The sequence below is a fragment of the Runella rosea genome, from assembly GCF_003325355.1.
In the GTDB taxonomy this organism is placed as follows: Bacteria; Bacteroidota; Bacteroidia; order Cytophagales; family Spirosomataceae; genus Runella; species Runella rosea.
In genome coordinates, this window is the sequence record NZ_CP030850.1 from 796,192 (window position 1) to 810,980 (window position 14,789).

Annotated in this window: 15 protein-coding genes; 9 read left to right on the forward strand and 6 right to left on the reverse strand. The window is 43.5% G+C overall.

Annotation, left to right across the window (positions count from 1 at the left end; genetic code table 11):
- Positions 1-117: 117 nt before the first annotated feature.
- On the reverse strand, positions 118-1,179 hold the full coding sequence (gene mutY, locus DR864_RS03430) for an A/G-specific adenine glycosylase (RefSeq protein ID WP_114065640.1): 1,062 nt from the start codon (positions 1,177-1,179) through the stop codon (positions 118-120).
- A 173-nt stretch (positions 1,180-1,352) separates the two neighbouring features.
- Between mutY and DR864_RS03435 the strand changes: the two genes are divergently transcribed.
- The 5 genes from DR864_RS03435 (at position 1,353) to DR864_RS03455 (ending at position 6,244) form a co-directional block, all read left to right on the forward strand.
- Positions 1,353-1,637 carry an HU family DNA-binding protein gene (locus DR864_RS03435; protein WP_114070131.1) on the forward strand — a complete coding sequence of 95 codons (285 nt, stop codon included), beginning with the start codon at positions 1,353-1,355 and terminating at the stop codon, positions 1,635-1,637.
- Positions 1,638-1,671: 34 nt separating this feature from the next.
- On the forward strand, positions 1,672-2,517 hold the full coding sequence (locus DR864_RS03440) for a tetratricopeptide repeat protein (RefSeq protein WP_114065641.1): 846 nt from the start codon (positions 1,672-1,674) through the stop codon (positions 2,515-2,517).
- A 314-nt stretch (positions 2,518-2,831) separates the two neighbouring features.
- Positions 2,832-4,391: an Rne/Rng family ribonuclease gene (locus DR864_RS03445; protein WP_205319196.1), complete on the forward strand. Its 1,560-nt coding sequence runs from the start codon at positions 2,832-2,834 to the stop codon at positions 4,389-4,391.
- A gap of 93 nt (positions 4,392-4,484) precedes the next feature.
- Positions 4,485-4,994 (forward strand): hypothetical protein, encoded by a 510-nt coding sequence (locus DR864_RS03450; RefSeq protein ID WP_114065642.1) that lies wholly within the window; start codon positions 4,485-4,487, stop codon positions 4,992-4,994.
- A 17-nt stretch (positions 4,995-5,011) separates the two neighbouring features.
- The gene (locus DR864_RS03455) at positions 5,012-6,244 is read left to right on the forward strand and encodes an S-adenosylmethionine:tRNA ribosyltransferase-isomerase (RefSeq protein WP_114065643.1); all 1,233 of its coding nucleotides are present in this window, start codon (positions 5,012-5,014) and stop codon (positions 6,242-6,244) included.
- 83 nt (positions 6,245-6,327) lie between these two features.
- Here the strand turns inward: DR864_RS03455 and DR864_RS03460 are convergent, their stop codons facing one another.
- From DR864_RS03460 to DR864_RS03480, 5 genes are all read right to left on the reverse strand, one after another.
- Entirely contained in the window at positions 6,328-7,176 is an 849-nt protein-coding gene (locus DR864_RS03460) for a DUF2911 domain-containing protein (protein WP_114065644.1), read from the reverse strand.
- 104 nt (positions 7,177-7,280) lie between these two features.
- Positions 7,281-7,565, reverse strand: a complete 285-nt coding sequence (locus DR864_RS03465) for an osmoprotectant transporter permease (protein WP_114065645.1) — start codon at positions 7,563-7,565, stop codon at positions 7,281-7,283.
- A 126-nt stretch (positions 7,566-7,691) separates the two neighbouring features.
- On the reverse strand, positions 7,692-7,982 hold the full coding sequence (locus DR864_RS03470; protein WP_114065646.1) for a hypothetical protein: 291 nt from the start codon (positions 7,980-7,982) through the stop codon (positions 7,692-7,694).
- On the reverse strand, positions 7,972-8,397 hold the full coding sequence (locus DR864_RS03475) for a hypothetical protein (RefSeq protein WP_114065647.1): 426 nt from the start codon (positions 8,395-8,397) through the stop codon (positions 7,972-7,974). Before DR864_RS03475 ends, DR864_RS03470 begins: the two co-directional genes overlap by 11 nt.
- Positions 8,398-8,556: 159 nt before the next feature.
- Complete coding sequence (locus DR864_RS03480; RefSeq protein WP_114065648.1) at positions 8,557-9,588, reverse strand: DUF6807 domain-containing protein; 1,032 nt, start codon at positions 9,586-9,588, stop codon at positions 8,557-8,559.
- 124 nt (positions 9,589-9,712) lie between these two features.
- Here DR864_RS03480 and DR864_RS03485 point away from each other — a divergent pair, with 124 nt between their 5' ends.
- The 4 genes from DR864_RS03485 to DR864_RS03500 all read left to right on the forward strand — a co-directional run bounded on the left by DR864_RS03485 (position 9,713) and on the right by DR864_RS03500 (position 14,781).
- A complete protein-coding gene (locus DR864_RS03485) occupies positions 9,713-10,345 on the forward strand; it encodes a ribonuclease H1 domain-containing protein (RefSeq protein WP_114065649.1) in 633 nt (210 codons plus the stop codon).
- 14 nt (positions 10,346-10,359) lie between these two features.
- Positions 10,360-11,100, forward strand: coding sequence for a tRNA1(Val) (adenine(37)-N6)-methyltransferase (locus DR864_RS03490; protein WP_114065650.1), 741 nt, complete (start codon positions 10,360-10,362; stop codon positions 11,098-11,100).
- A 33-nt stretch (positions 11,101-11,133) separates the two neighbouring features.
- On the forward strand, positions 11,134-12,015 hold the full coding sequence (hemF, locus tag DR864_RS03495; protein ID WP_114065651.1) for an oxygen-dependent coproporphyrinogen oxidase: 882 nt from the start codon (positions 11,134-11,136) through the stop codon (positions 12,013-12,015).
- 138 nt (positions 12,016-12,153) lie between these two features.
- Positions 12,154-14,781 carry a DNA gyrase/topoisomerase IV subunit A gene (locus tag DR864_RS03500; protein WP_114065652.1) on the forward strand — a complete coding sequence of 876 codons (2,628 nt, stop codon included), beginning with the start codon at positions 12,154-12,156 and terminating at the stop codon, positions 14,779-14,781.
- Positions 14,782-14,789 lie beyond the last annotated feature (8 nt).

Consider the following 14,789-nt stretch of genomic DNA (forward strand, 5'->3'; position numbering starts at 1 on the left):
AAAGTTACGAATTTGAATGTGCACCTGATAAAAATCGGGTAAAGACGCTAAAGAAAAATAAGCATTTTAATTCCCGATTTTTGGCGTTTTTTGCAGTATTTTCAATCACAAAAATACTCAAAAAAAATGCTCTTTCCAATAAGACGTAACCAGCACGGGTTTGGGTACATTCTCTATTTCTTCTTCCGTTAAAAAAGCCAATTCGGGGGGTAAATTCAACGTAATTTCGGGGGGAGCTTCAAGTACCCAAAACTGCGCCTGAATACGTTGATGGGTGAGGATATGCGTGAAAATTCGGCTTGGTGGATTAATTGTTGTTTGAGAGAAAATGGCATTAATTGTTTGATTATCAATAAATTCGTCGATGCTTTGAACGATTGCCTCTGTTTCAATCAGGTAAAAGTCAAACAACTTTTGCCAGACGTCTTTATCGGTTCGTTGACGCATGGCAATCCGTCCATTTTGGACAATGACAAAATAGTTGAAAAACCGCTCTCGCACCTTGGTTTTCTTGACTTTAACGGGCAATAAATGAATCCGTCCAGTGGCAAAAGCAACGCAATGGGGTTGAACTGGACATAACAGGCAATCAGGGGATGACGGAGTACATTGAACAGCCCCAAACTCCATGATGGCTTGATTATAGGTTGCGGGTTGCTCGCGAGAAATAAGTTCATTGGCCAAATTGGCAAATTGCCGTTGTCCTTCGCCGCTGGTAATATCGGTATCAATCCCAAATACCCTCGACAGTACCCGGTATACGTTGCCATCTACTACCGCTACGGGTTCATCGTAAGCAAAAGACGCAATGGCAGCAGCGGTATAAGGGCCGATTCCTTTTAGTTTAAGCAATCCTGCATAGGTTGTTGGAAATGCACCGTTGAGTTCTTCGACAATGTATTTGGCCGTTTGGTGCAGGTTGCGCGCCCGGGAATAGTAACCTAAGCCCTGCCAGAGTCGAATGACCTCTTGCTCAGGAGCATTGGCTAAATCAATGACGGTGGGGTAGGCTTCTGTAAAGCGTTCATAATAAGGTAGTCCCTGCGCGATACGGGTTTGTTGAAGAATAATTTCCGAGAGCCAGATATAGTAGGCGTTGCGGGTGCTCCGCCAGGGTAAATCACGGTGATGATACTCATACCATTTAATGAGCTCGTTGGCAAAAAACTTGTTATTCAATGGTTTTCGAATGTTTGTTTTGAAATTAAGGCGTAAAAGATTTTCGCATTTTGTCGAAATTATACTACTTTTGTGCGCTCAAAATAAGCCGATTGTAAAATAGATTGGCTCCGCAGGATTTTGAAACTAATATTACAAAGAATAACAGTTTTATAACCTTAAAGTTTAAAAAAGTGACGAAAGCAGACTTAATTGCAGCAGTTGCCGATCAAACCGGCATCGAAAAAGCACACGTTTCTGAAACAGTTGAAGCGTTTTTCACAGTAGTAAAAGACTCATTGGCCAAAGGCGAGAACATTTATGTTCGTGGTTTTGGTAGTTTTGTTAACAAAAAACGCGCTAAAAAAGTAGCTCGTAACATTTCTAAGAACACTGCCATCGTTATTGACGAGCATTATGTTCCAAGTTTTAAGCCTGCTAAAGTATTTGTTGAGCAAGTAAAAGGCTCAGAAAAGTAATTTCAACGGCACGAAGGAGCTGCCTGAAAATGTTATGAACCGTTCAATCCTGATTGTTATTTTATTGGCTACTGTACTCATTGGTGGGCTTTATAGTTTGCCAAAAGTTGTTGTTAAAAGCCAAGAGCGTGAACTTTCGGAGGGTAAAGACAGCACTCAGGCACCTGCATCGGGCCAAGCCGAAACGACTTCGACCGCTGCGGAAACTCATATTGAGCCATTGACTGCCGAACAGCAAAATTCGGTCGCGGCGCTATCTCAGCAGTTGATTTCTGCCCGGGATTCAAAGCAAAAAGGGGGAGCAGCACTAAAACTTTCTGATTTTTATCTGAACATCAGAAAATTTGACAGCGCCGCAAAGTACGCAGAAACGCTTGCTTTGTTGGAGCCTGCCGAGCCTAACTTGCTTCGTGCTGGCGACCGTTATTATGATGCGTTTAGTTTTGCAGTTGACACCAAAAAGTCCTCAGCATTAGGTGCTAAGGCCAGAGAATGGTACCAAAAAGCGCTTGATAAGAACCCTGCGCTTCTCAATGCCAAAGCCAACATGGCCATGACTTACGTTTCTACGGAAACGCCAATGCAGGGAATCTTGTTGTTGAGAGAAGTTTTGGCAAATGATCCAACCAATGAAGTAGCTTTGTTTAATTTGGGACTTCTATCGATGCGTTCAAACCAGTATGAAAAAGCGGTGGAACGGTTTCGTCAATTGTTGAAAGGAAATCCCATGAATTCAAAAGCTCGTTTTTATTTGGGGGTTTCATTGGCTCAAACGGGAAAGAATAAAGAGGCGTTGGAAGAACTGTCGGTCGTGAAAGGTCAGGAGAAAGATCCAACCATTCAAGCGGCGATTGCGGAGTTGGAAAAAGACTTGAAATAAAACCGTTATTCGCGGTACTTACAAACGAATAACAAGCGGTATATGGCCGCTGTAACATACTAATTAACTTAAAAATTGTAAAGCTATGCCTTGCGGAAAGAAAAGAAAAAGACACAAAATCGCTACTCACAAACGGAAAAAGCGCCTCAGAAAAAATCGTCATAAGAAGAAGTAATTTATCCCAAAACCAAGGTGCTTTTCAACCTTGGTTTTGGGTTTTATATACTTCGTCAAATGCCTTTTTGACTATGTAGTTGTTTTGAACCATTCGTAAGGTTTACGGAATGGTTTTCACCTTAGATCCTTACAAAACATTGAGTAGCGAATTAATCATCAGTGCCTCACAAAAAGGGACACGCATAGCGCTTTTACAACAAAAGCGCCTTGTGGAGTACCACGTTGAGGAGTCGGAAAACAGTTTTACGGTCGGTGATATTTATTTAGGAACTGTTCGGAAACTTGTTACTGGTTTGAACGCTGCTTTTGTTGACATCGGATATGAAAAAGATGCTTTTCTACATTACCATGATTTAGGTGCAAATGTCCAATCGCTTAACAAACTGACCAAAGAGGTCATTGCTAAGCGAATGAATTCTGGCAAATTGAATAACTTCAAAATGGAGCCAGAAATTGACAAACTTGGAAAAATTGACAAAGTATTGGGTAAAAATCAGCCCATACTCGTCCAGGTTGTCAAAGAGCCTATTTCTACTAAAGGCCCCCGTTTATCTTGCGATATTTCTATTGCAGGTCGCTACGCGGTGTTAGTTCCCTTTTCAAATTCAGTCAATATCTCTAAAAAAATTACGGATAAGGCTGAACGTACCCGTTTACACCGATTGATGACATCGGTAAAACCCGCCAATTTCGGCATTATTGTTCGCACCGTAGCGGCCAATAAGGAAGTGGAAGAATTGGATAGAGATATTCAAAACTCCATTCAAAAGTGGGAAAACGGAATGAAAATGCTCACCGAAGCAAAACCTCGTGACCGAATTATCGGGGAGATGAATCGGGCGTCGTCTATTATGCGCGATTTACTGAATGATACTTTTGATAGTATCACGGTGGATACCAAAGATATGTACGACGACATCAAAGGGTTTATTCACACGATTGCGCCTGATAAAGAGAAAATACTCAAACTTTACAGCGGTAAAAATAAGCTGTTTGAGCAGGTAGGCCTTGAAAAGCAAATTAAATCATTGTTTGGACGCTCGGTAAGCCTTCCAGGAGGCGGGTATCTTATCGTAGAACATACCGAAGCACTCCACGTGATAGATGTCAACAGCGGTAACAAGTCCAATAACGAGGAAAATCAGGAAGACACGGCACTGCACACCAACATTGAAGCGGCGAAAGAAATTGCCCGCCAATTGCGCTTGCGCGATATGGGCGGAATCATTGTGGTAGACTTCATTGATATGAAGAAAGCCGAGCACAAAAAGCAACTATACGACGAAATGAAAGCCGAAATGAAGGCCGACCGTTCGAAGTTTACGTTGCTCCCGCTGACAAAGTTTGGGTTGATGCAGATTACGCGCCAACGGGTTCGTCCAGAAATTAACATTGTGACCCGCGAAGTGTGTCCAACGTGTAATGGAACTGGTACGATTCAGCCCAGTATCCTGATTTCGGATATTATTGAAAATAACCTTGAATATCTCCTTACCCGTCAAAATGAACAAAAGGTGTCGGTAGCCCTTCACCCGTACTTGCACGCGTACTTTACGGCGGGATTCCCGTCGCCCCGACTCAAGTGGTTGTTTAGATATAAATCGTGGGTTAAACTTCTGAAAGACAGCTCATTGGCTGTGACAGAGTTTAAATTCTATGATAAATACGGTGAAGAAATAGAAATCGCAGCAACTTGATTTCTTTAAAACATTGATAAAGGGTTAAGAGTTAAAAGTTAGGGGTTAATGCAAACCTTTAATTTTTGACTTTTAACCCTTAACTTTTTAACTATGAAATTTACAACTTTAGCCATCCGCACGTGGCGTTTTTTTTCAATGATTGCGGTGTTTGGTATATCTATTTACAGTTACAGTCTTTTTAGTGCTGATGTCGGTGTACACTTTGACGCCTTCGGTAAAGCCGACGAATTCATTGGTAAATCAGATGTTTTCTATATTTTGGTCGCTTTGATTGTGGCCAACAACGTTCTTTTTCCCGCTTTGGGGCGTCAACTCATTAAATTACCGAGTCATCTATTGCCCATTCCGAACCAAACCGAATGGGCCGCGCAACGCGATGACCTCAACGAGCATATTCAAAACTGGATTTTTAGCTTGGTTGCAATGATTAATACCATTATTGCCATGACGGTATTTGTTCTTGCCACGGTAAATAATGAATTTACCTTTAAAATCGGCGATTTTGAAGGGTTATTCTATCTAGTTGTGATTTTGTTGTTAATCATCGTTTTGGCATTGCCCATTCGGTTGATGATGAAACCAAAAGTAGAGGAGCTTTAGTCAGTAGAGGGTCTGTTATGCAAAATCTCCCCGAAATACCACTCGCGGACTATCATTACGACTTACCCGATGAGCGTATTGCCCGCTTTCCTGTTGAGCCACGGGATACTTCAAAGCTGCTAATTTTTGACAATGGTCAAATCCAGCACGAGCAATTTTATGATTTATCGCTGTTTTTGCCGCAGCATACTTTTTTGGTTTTTAACAATACGAAAGTAATTCCAGCGCGGGTCTTTTTTCAAAAAGCAACGGGAGCAACCATCGAAATCTTTTTACTGCATCCAGAAGCTCCCTCTCGAATTATTAACGACATCATGCAACAGACCCAGTTTTGCGTTTGGAGTTGTATGATCGGGAATAAGAAACGTTGGAAAGTGGGAGAAAAACTCAGTATTGAGTGTTTGGTGCAAGGAACAAAGTGCAGCGTAGAGGCCGAGCTGATTGATAACGAAAGAAATTGGGTTCAATTCAGTTGGTCGGGGGGCTTGTATTTTGCCGATGTGATTCGGGCATTGGGCGAAATTCCGTTGCCTCCCTATTTGGGGCGTCATGCCGATGCACATGATTCGGATACGTATCAAACAGTGTATTCAAAAGTAGAAGGGGCAGTAGCGGCACCAACGGCCGGGCTTCATTTTACAGAAAATGTATTTCAGAAACTTTCTGCCAAAGGCATCCACCACGATTTTGTGACCCTGCACGTGGGGGCGGGTACGTTCCAACCCGTAAAGGTCCAGAATGCGGTAGAGCATACCATGCACTCTGAGCAAGTGGTTTTTAAAAAGTCTTTTATTGAAAATCTTCTTTTGCATATTGAGCAAGTGGTTGCCGTGGGTACTACTTCTATGCGCTCTTTAGAAAGTTTGTACTGGATTGGGGTAAAACTGCTGACTTCGTCTTTAGGCCAAAGAAATGACGGTGAGCATTTTTTTATTGAAAAGCTGACTCCTTACTTGGATTATTCCTTCGAACCCACACCTCAAGCGTCTTTAAAGGCTATTTTGGCTTACATGGCGGATGCTCAGCTAGAAGAATTGGTGGGGGAGACAGAGATAATGATTTTTCCAGGCTATCGTTTCAAAATATGTAAAGGACTGATTACGAATTATCACCAACCTGGCTCGACGTTGATGCTGCTCGTGGCGGCATTTTTGGGTCCACAGTGGCGTAGTGTTTATCACGCAGCTTTGGCCAACGATTATCGCTTTTTAAGTTACGGAGATTCCTCACTGTTGTGGAGAGTCGATTAGAAAATTCAAATTTGTTTATACACACAAAAGGGTTGAAAGTCTGACTTTCAACCCTTTTGTGTATGAGTGAGTTATAAAAGAATTTATTTTCCGCAAGCTTTCAACACGTTGGTATGGTTTAGTATGTAGGCACCATCGTTGGTTTTTTTTGCCAGTTCTAATCCTTTTTGGGCATCGGCGATGGCTACGTCGCATTTTCCGATTTTAGCGGCAATTTTCCCCCGCAGATAGTAGGTCCAGTATTCTTTTTCTTTCTCGACCACTTTATTGGCCCATTCGTAGGCTTTGTTCAAATCGCGGTTGGTGTCGTAGTAATAATTTGCGGCGTCTGAGTACGTACCTTCAGTGACCGTAGGCGCGTTTAATTTTTGTTGAATCTCCGCCATGATTTGCGCATCGGGGTCGTGCGAAATGCTGAATTTGGCCTGTAAATTCTCCCAACGAATGGCGATTTTGGCCGAATTGGGCGTAAAGTCGGTAAATTCAATCGTGAAATACTCTTCCGTTTTTGCCGTTTTTTCGGCTTTTACCTTAAACCTGAGGAGGTCGTCAGTTTGTTTGTAATCATACGCCCCCCATTGATTGGGGTTTTTGCTCAGGATAATCGTCCATTCTGTTTCGGTCGGGATGGTAAACAAACCATACGTTCCCGCAGGCACTTTTTGTCCTTCGAGGGTCATTTCTTGGGATAAAATCAGGTTGGGCACTTTGTTGGCGCCCGTTCTCCAAACTTGACCATAAGGCGCTAAGGGTGTGCCGAATAACTTACGGCCTTTCAACGATGGACGGCTGTATTCTACGGTTACATTGGCCAAACCGATGCTTTGTACTGCCGTGGCGGCGGGACTAGCGGCGGGGGTTTTGATTTGGGCGTGCGCCATTCCTAGGCTTAGCCAAAGAAGGAGCGTGCTTACGGAGGAGAAAAGTTTCATTGTAAATCGTGTTTTTAAGTTGTTAAAGAGACTGTAAAACAACAAAAACCTTTTTCGTAGAACAACTCCTCCCGACTGAATCGTCAAAAAAACGGCCTGAAAGGTTAATTCCAGCGCGGTTTGGTAATAATTATCATGAGCATAAATAAAGCATACAGTAGCCCGGGTACGGCCAAAATAGCCAGAACGATCTTGGCTATACGGAGATAGTCATTTGATTTTAGCCACAGACTCCCCAGCATAATGGCGCCGATGCCCAATAAAATCATGACCCATAGGCCCATATTGAAGGAAGAAACGGAGCCGTCTACTAAGCCAATGAAGAAAAAATACAGCACCACCAGCGATATGGCAGCGTCGATGCCCCAAAGAACCCAAAAAAGTGTCATTGTGTATATTGTCTAGCGGTTGAATATCTTGGTATAAATGTGCTGTTTATTTTGTTAGAATACTTTATTGGTAATGAAATAGGCTTTGTGCAGGTCCGTCAAGCCACACTTATACAAAACCTCTTGTTAGCTGTGGTTTTTCATCCTTTCGTAGATTCTATCAAATTTCTCAGAAAGTTTCAAGTATTCTTTTGTCCAACCATTTTGCAAAGAATGTTCTTGAAATGTAGAAGTTGGCAAAAAGTGCATATTGATATTTTCTAAACAAGTGTTGTCGCCAAATTTAATTTGTTCAATAAATGAATCTAACTCATCTCTTATCTCTTTTGCTGTTTCATAGCTTGTCCAAATCATATCTGAATTGTCTACAAATTTCTCTCTTACTTTTTTTAATATTTCAATTAGTTCATTTGTCATTACAATAATTAAATTCTAATTGATAATTTTCAGCAACACACTCAAATGTATTGTCTTTAAAGAAGAATATATAATGATGTAATTTTCTTTTGTCAACTGTTTCATTTAGAGTAATTTGTCCTACAGGAAAATCTGTTTCCCAGTCTGTGTTTAATTTATAAAACTGACCCCATGGTAAGTCTGTATATTTATAACGATATTGACCCATAAAGTAGCCTTCATCATTCATAGAATTGAAACAATATTTATGACAATGAAAGAAAGTTATTTTGGCTTTATCACCTTCATTAAAATTGTCGTAAATAAAGTAATTAACGAAAAAATCAATTATCACAGAAGTTCCGCCAATCACAAGTTCAACGCCTGGTGAATTTGGGTCAGCATTCCAATCTATTGTAAATTGAGTGTAAGTCATAAAATCACAGCTAACATCTGTATAAACAAAACTGAAACCCCTGAGATGAAATGATTGAACTTAATGTTTCGTTTCATCAGCCACTTGAAGCGTTTTGAGTCAAGCCAATCCGTTATGGTTAACGAATTAGCTTGACTCAAAAGTGATGAATAGAAATCGTTACTTAACTTTACCAAAATCAGCGGCAATCTGATTGATTTTGTCGTCCGATAATGTCTCAGATGCAATCACGGTGCGGTAACGGAAGGTGGTTGACTCGCCATTTTTGAGTTGGAGGTTTATTTCTTCTTTTCCTTGGCTGAATACCTTCATTCCGAGGGGGTTGGCCGCAAAAAGCCCGTAGCCCCGGGCGTGCCAGTAGGTAGGATAACCAGCGTTTTTGGGGTGGTCGAGAATCACTAAGTTAACGGTTTCGTTGCCCATTGTTCCGCGCAAATTACACCAACGGGCGCGTTTGCTCCATACATCTTCGCCTTCAATGCCTTCGCTGTTTCGATAACTGCCCGATACGCCAGTGTTGTCCATCACGGGCACTTTCGTGGCCACTCCCGACGCATCCGTAAATACCTCGGGGCTTTTGGAAGGGTGCTCCAATTGGCGGGCCACCCGAATCGCAAACATTCCGTCTTTCACGTCTTTGAAAGTGACAAGGTCAGTTTTAGCCGTGAGCGTGGTGATACGATCCACGGTGCGGGTGGTGGCGTCGCCGCTGAATACGTAGGTGGTGATTTCGGTCAGCATCAGGCCGCCGTTTTTGTCGAGCCAGTCGGCTGTTACGGTCAATTCACCCTGTTTTTTGCCACTTTTCAGGCTTTTGATGCCCGTGTGTACTATCGTGCCGTAGGTTCCTTTTGAGCTGGGAGGGGTCAGAGAGTTGTTCCAGAAATCGTGCCCGTTGACGGCTTCATAGTTGAGCCACATTCCTACGTGGTGAGGGTGGTCAACGCGCTCACCTGGACGCGGGTCAAGCGGCCATCCGCGGGTAATGTTGGTGCCTTTGGCCGTGAGTAGAGGATACAATACGGCTTTTTTGAGGACGGAAGGGCCAGGGTAAAAATAATTCGTGAACGGTTTGCCATCAATGGAGACTTCCACTTTTTTATCCGCAGATTTGTCCGTCAGTACAACTCCCTTTTGGGCATAAGCGCCAAGGGATAAAAAGGCTAATGCAGTACAGAAAATAGATTTCATGTAGTTTGTGCAGTGGTTAATTTTCTTTCGTTTGGTAGTATAGTGTACGAACGAACACTAAGAATAGACTACGATTAAAAGCCCATATTCACTTTTTTTACCCGCACTTTTGTAAGTTTGTGGCATGGCTAAAAAACAAAAATATTATGTCGTGTGGGAAGGACGTAAACGAGGTGTGTTTACGGACTGGACCGACTGTGAGGCCCAAATCAAGGGTTTTCCTGAAGCTAAATTTAAGTCATTTGACACCATTAAGGAGGCAGAAGAAGCCCTGAAAGAAAATTATTGGGCTTTTATTTCACCCAAAACGGCCAAAGCGCCGCTCAAAGAAGCTCCCGCAAAGATTGGCAATCCCAACCTAGAAAGTATTGCGGTAGATGCCGCCTGGAACACCGCAACGGGCGATGTGGAATACCAAGGGGTATACCTCCGCACGGGGCAAAAAATATTTCATCAAGGCCCGTTTCGGGATGGAACGAACAACATCGGGGAGTTTTTGGCGATTGTGCACGGTCTAGCGTACCTTCAAAAACACCAAAGTAATCTACCGATTTATTCGGATTCTCGCACCGCCATCAGTTGGATAAAACGTAAACATGCCAACACTAAACTTGAAGTAACGCCTGCCAACAAGCAAATCTTTGAACTGCTCCAACGCGCCGAGGAATGGCTCTCCAAAAATAAATTTACCAATCAGATTTTGAAATGGGAAACGGAATATTGGGGGGAGAATCCGGCAGATTTTGGGCGCAAGTAACCGCCTAATCATCCATGCCAAGAACTCCTGCTCCTTATTTTCAATTTAAAAAGTTTACCGTTTGGCACGACCGCAGTGCGTTGAAGGTTTGCACCGAAGCCTGTATTTTGGGGGCATACGTAAAGGTAACGGATGCGGCACGCGCTTTGGACATCGGGACTGGAACTGGGCTGCTGGCGTTGATGGCGGCCCAACGAAATCATTTGATGCACATTGACGCGGTAGAAATAGAGGAACAAAACTACTTGCAAGCCGTTGATAATGTGGTCCAAAGCCCTTTTACGGAGCGCATAGCGGTGCATCATACGGCGATTCAGGATTGGCCTAGGGAAAATGAAAATCTGACTTCAAAATTTTTAGACTACGACCTGATTATCAGCAATCCTCCCTTTTTTGCCAATCATCTGCGGTCGTCGTCAGCCGCGCGCAATCGGGCGTTGCATACCGATACGCTTTCTTTAGAGGAGTTGCTGGATTCGGTGGCGCGGTTATTGGCAGTAGAGGGACGTTTTGTGGTACTTTTACCCGCGTATGAAACCCAACTGTTGACGGAGATTGCCGCGGGTGCAGGGCTATGGCCGACCCGTCAATTGCAGGTTTTTCAACGGCACGACAAGCCGCTTTTTCGAATGATTACTACTTTTGAGCGTCATCATACCGAATCTGTTGTCGAATCTCTCTATATTCACCACCTTGATGGGAGCTATTCTGACGAGTTTCGAACTTTATTGAAAGAATACTACTTGATTTTTTAGGAGTTAATCAAAACCACCCCAATACTACAATTCATGCGCGATACGATTGCCACTTACTTTCAACACTTACAAGATACGATTTGTCAAGCCCTCGAAACCGCTGACGGCTTGGGTAAATTTAAAGAAGATAAATGGGAACACCACAGCGGCGGTGGCGGACGCTCTCGGGTGCTCGAAAATGGAAACATCATCGAAAAAGGAGGGGTTAACTTTTCGGCCGTGCAGGGTCAAACTTCCGAAGCACTCATGCGTCAGATGAATCTGACCGAGCAGGCCGACTACTTTGCCACGGGCGTTTCGATAGTGATGCACCCAAACAGTCCGAAAGTGCCGATTATTCACATGAACGTGCGCTATTTTGAAATGTCAAACGGGGTGAGTTGGTTTGGCGGAGGCATTGACCTGACGCCACACTACGTGGTGGAAGAAGATGCCCGTTGGTTTCACCAACAATTGAAAGCCACTTGCGATAAACACGACCCTGAGTATTATCCTCGATTTAAAAAATGGGCAGATGATTATTTCTACATCCCCCACCGTCAGGAGACGCGTGGCGTAGGAGGTATCTTTTTTGATTATCAGAAGTCAGAAGACAAAGAGAGCCTTTTTCGTTTTGTGCAGGCCGTGGGAGAAACCTTTGCTCCGACGTATACGCACCTGATGTTAAAAAATAAAGACATCCCTTTTACCGAAGCCGAAAAAGAATGGCAGTTGGTACGTCGGGGAAGATATGCCGAATTTAATTTGGCATGGGACCGGGGTACAAAATTCGGACTCGAAACGGGCGGCCGCACGGAATCTATTTTGATGAGTTTGCCGCCTTTGGCGCGTTGGATTTACGATTATCACCCATTGCCAGACACTCCTGAGGGGCAAACAATTTTATTGCTTAAAAAGGGGATTGAGTGGGTCTAAATTCAATTTTTAATGCCTTTTTTTGTATATTTACGTGTTAAATTTTTTGTGATTTGCGGGCAATTCCGTCGGGAGAACGGAAGCTAAGAAACCAATTTTTTGTAAAACCGAACCCCCCGAATCACGCAGTAAAAGACAATGAGCGAAATCAACGAAACCTTACCTGAAGACAAACGCCCTAAGAAAGATGCCCTCCATACTCAGTCGGATGTGGGGGATATGTACCAAAATTGGTTTTTGGATTATGCCTCCTACGTAATTCTGGAGCGCGCAGTGCCCGCGATTGAAGACGGCCTTAAACCGGTTCAGCGTAGAATCCTACACGCTCTTCGGGAAATGGACGACGGGCGCTTTAACAAAGTGGCCAACGTCATCGGAGCCACCATGCAATACCACCCACACGGCGATGCCTCCATCAACGAGGCCATTGTCAATATGGGTCAAAAAGAACTGATTTTTGATACGCAGGGAAACTGGGGGGATATTCGTACGGGCGACAGTGCGGCGGCACCCCGTTACATTGAAGTAAGGCTTTCGAAGTTTGGCAGTGATGTTATTTTTAACGATGACACGACCGAATGGCAATTGAGCTACGATGGTCGTAAGCGCGAACCCGTCACGTTACCTGTTAAGTTTCCGTTGCTTTTGGCAACGGGGGTGGAAGGAATCGCGGTTGGGCTTTCGACTAAGATTTTACCGCATAACTTTATTGAATTGGTAGAAGCGTCGATTGCGTTGCTCAAAGGCCAACCGATTCAGTTATACCCCGATTTTCCAACGGGCGGACAAATTGATATTACGAATTACAACGACGGCTTGCGCGGCGGAAAAGTGCGGGTGCGGGCTAAGATTGAAGAGCTGGATAAGAAAACGCTCATTATTCGCGAAATTCCGTTTAGTACGACAACGACCTCCATCAAGGATTCCATCATTAAAGCCAATGATGAAGGTAAGATTAAGATTCGGAAGGTAGAAGATTTGACCTCGAAAGACGTTGAAGTATTGGTGCATTTGGCCCCCAACGTTTCGCCCGATATTACCATTGATGCCCTGTACGCATTTACAGAGTGTGAAGTGAGTATTTCACCCAACGCCTGTATCATTATCGCCGATCGTCCGCACTTTGTGACGGTATCCGAAATATTAAGTGTTTGTAATGACCAAACAGTAAATCTTCTCAAAAGAGAGCTGGAAATCAGGCGATTTGAGCTGAAAGAAAAGCTGCTTTACAGTTCGCTTGAGAAAATTTTCATTGAAAACCGAATTTATCGTGACATTGAAGAATGCGAGACTTTTGAGGCCGTCATTCAAACCATCGATGCGGGTCTGACACCTTTCAAAGCCGATTTTTACCGTGAAATAACCGAAGAAGATATTTTACGTCTGACGGAACTGCGGATTAAACGGATTTCGAAATATGATGGCTTTAAGGCAGAAGAAGCCATGCGGAAACTGGAAGAGGAATTGAAAGAAGTAGAGGATAACTTGGCCAATTTGACGCGTTTTGCCATTGCCTATTACAAAGATTTACTGAAGAAATACAGCAAGAACCGTCAACGCCGTACCGAAATCCGTTCGTTCAATACCATTGCCGCTACCGTTGTGGCGGCGGCCAACCAAAAGTTGTACGTAAACCGCGAAGAAGGGTTTGTTGGCTATGGCTTAAAGAAAGATGAGTATGTGATGGACTGCTCCGACATCGACGACGTGATTATTTTCCGTCGCGATGGAAAATACAAGGTCGTACGCATTACGGAGAAAGTGTTTGTTGGAAAAGACATTATCTACGTAGCGGTGTTCAAGAAAAATGATGAGCGCAAAGTATACAATGTCACTTATTTGGACGGAAAATCGGGGGCCAGCTACGCCAAACGTTTTGTGGTGACGGGAATCACCCGTGACAAAGAATATGACGTGACCCTCGGAACGCCTAAATCTAAGATTACGTATTTTACCGCTAATGACAACGGTGAAGCAGAGGTGATTACGGTTAGCCTGACTGCGCAGAGTACGGCGCGTATCAAACTTTTTGATTTTAATTTCTCCCAACTGGCCATTAAAAACCGCTCGGCTATGGGAAATGTGCTAACAAAGTACCCTGTTCGTAAAATTATCTTTAAATCGGCGGGGGCTTCAACCCTTGGTGGCGTTGATTTATGGTACGACAGCGTGTTGGGGCGCCTAAACCGCGACGACCGAGGGCGGTATTTGGGTAATTTTGACAACGGAGACTTGATTTTGGTTTTATACAAGGAAGGGACGTACGAGCTGACAACCTATGACCTGACCAACCGGTATGAACCGAAAGACATTCTACAAATTGAGAAGTTTTTGCCTGACCGTCCCATTACGGCGGTTTATTTTGAGGCAACCCAAAAAAGCTATTTTGCCAAAAGGTTTAAAATTGAAACGAGTACCGTTGACAAGAAGTTTTCTTTTATTGGAGATGTCAAGGGCTCGAAGCTTATTTTTGTTTCGCTCGATGCCCATCCGCGGATGGAATTGCTAATTGAAAAAAGCAAAACCGAAACCCAAAAGGAGATTGTGGTACTTGATGCCTTTGTAGACGTGAGGGGGTGGAAAGCACTGGGCAACAAAGTATCGGGTCTGAAAGTAAAAGAAGTAAAACAAATCGACTCACTGCCCGAAGCCGAAAAAGCAACGAATGTTACGATTTTAGAACCTAAGAATGAGCTTGAAGAAGAAAATGATGCTCCTGATGAGGTATCTTCGACCGACGAAAATGGACAGTTAGGTTTATTTTAAAGACTCAA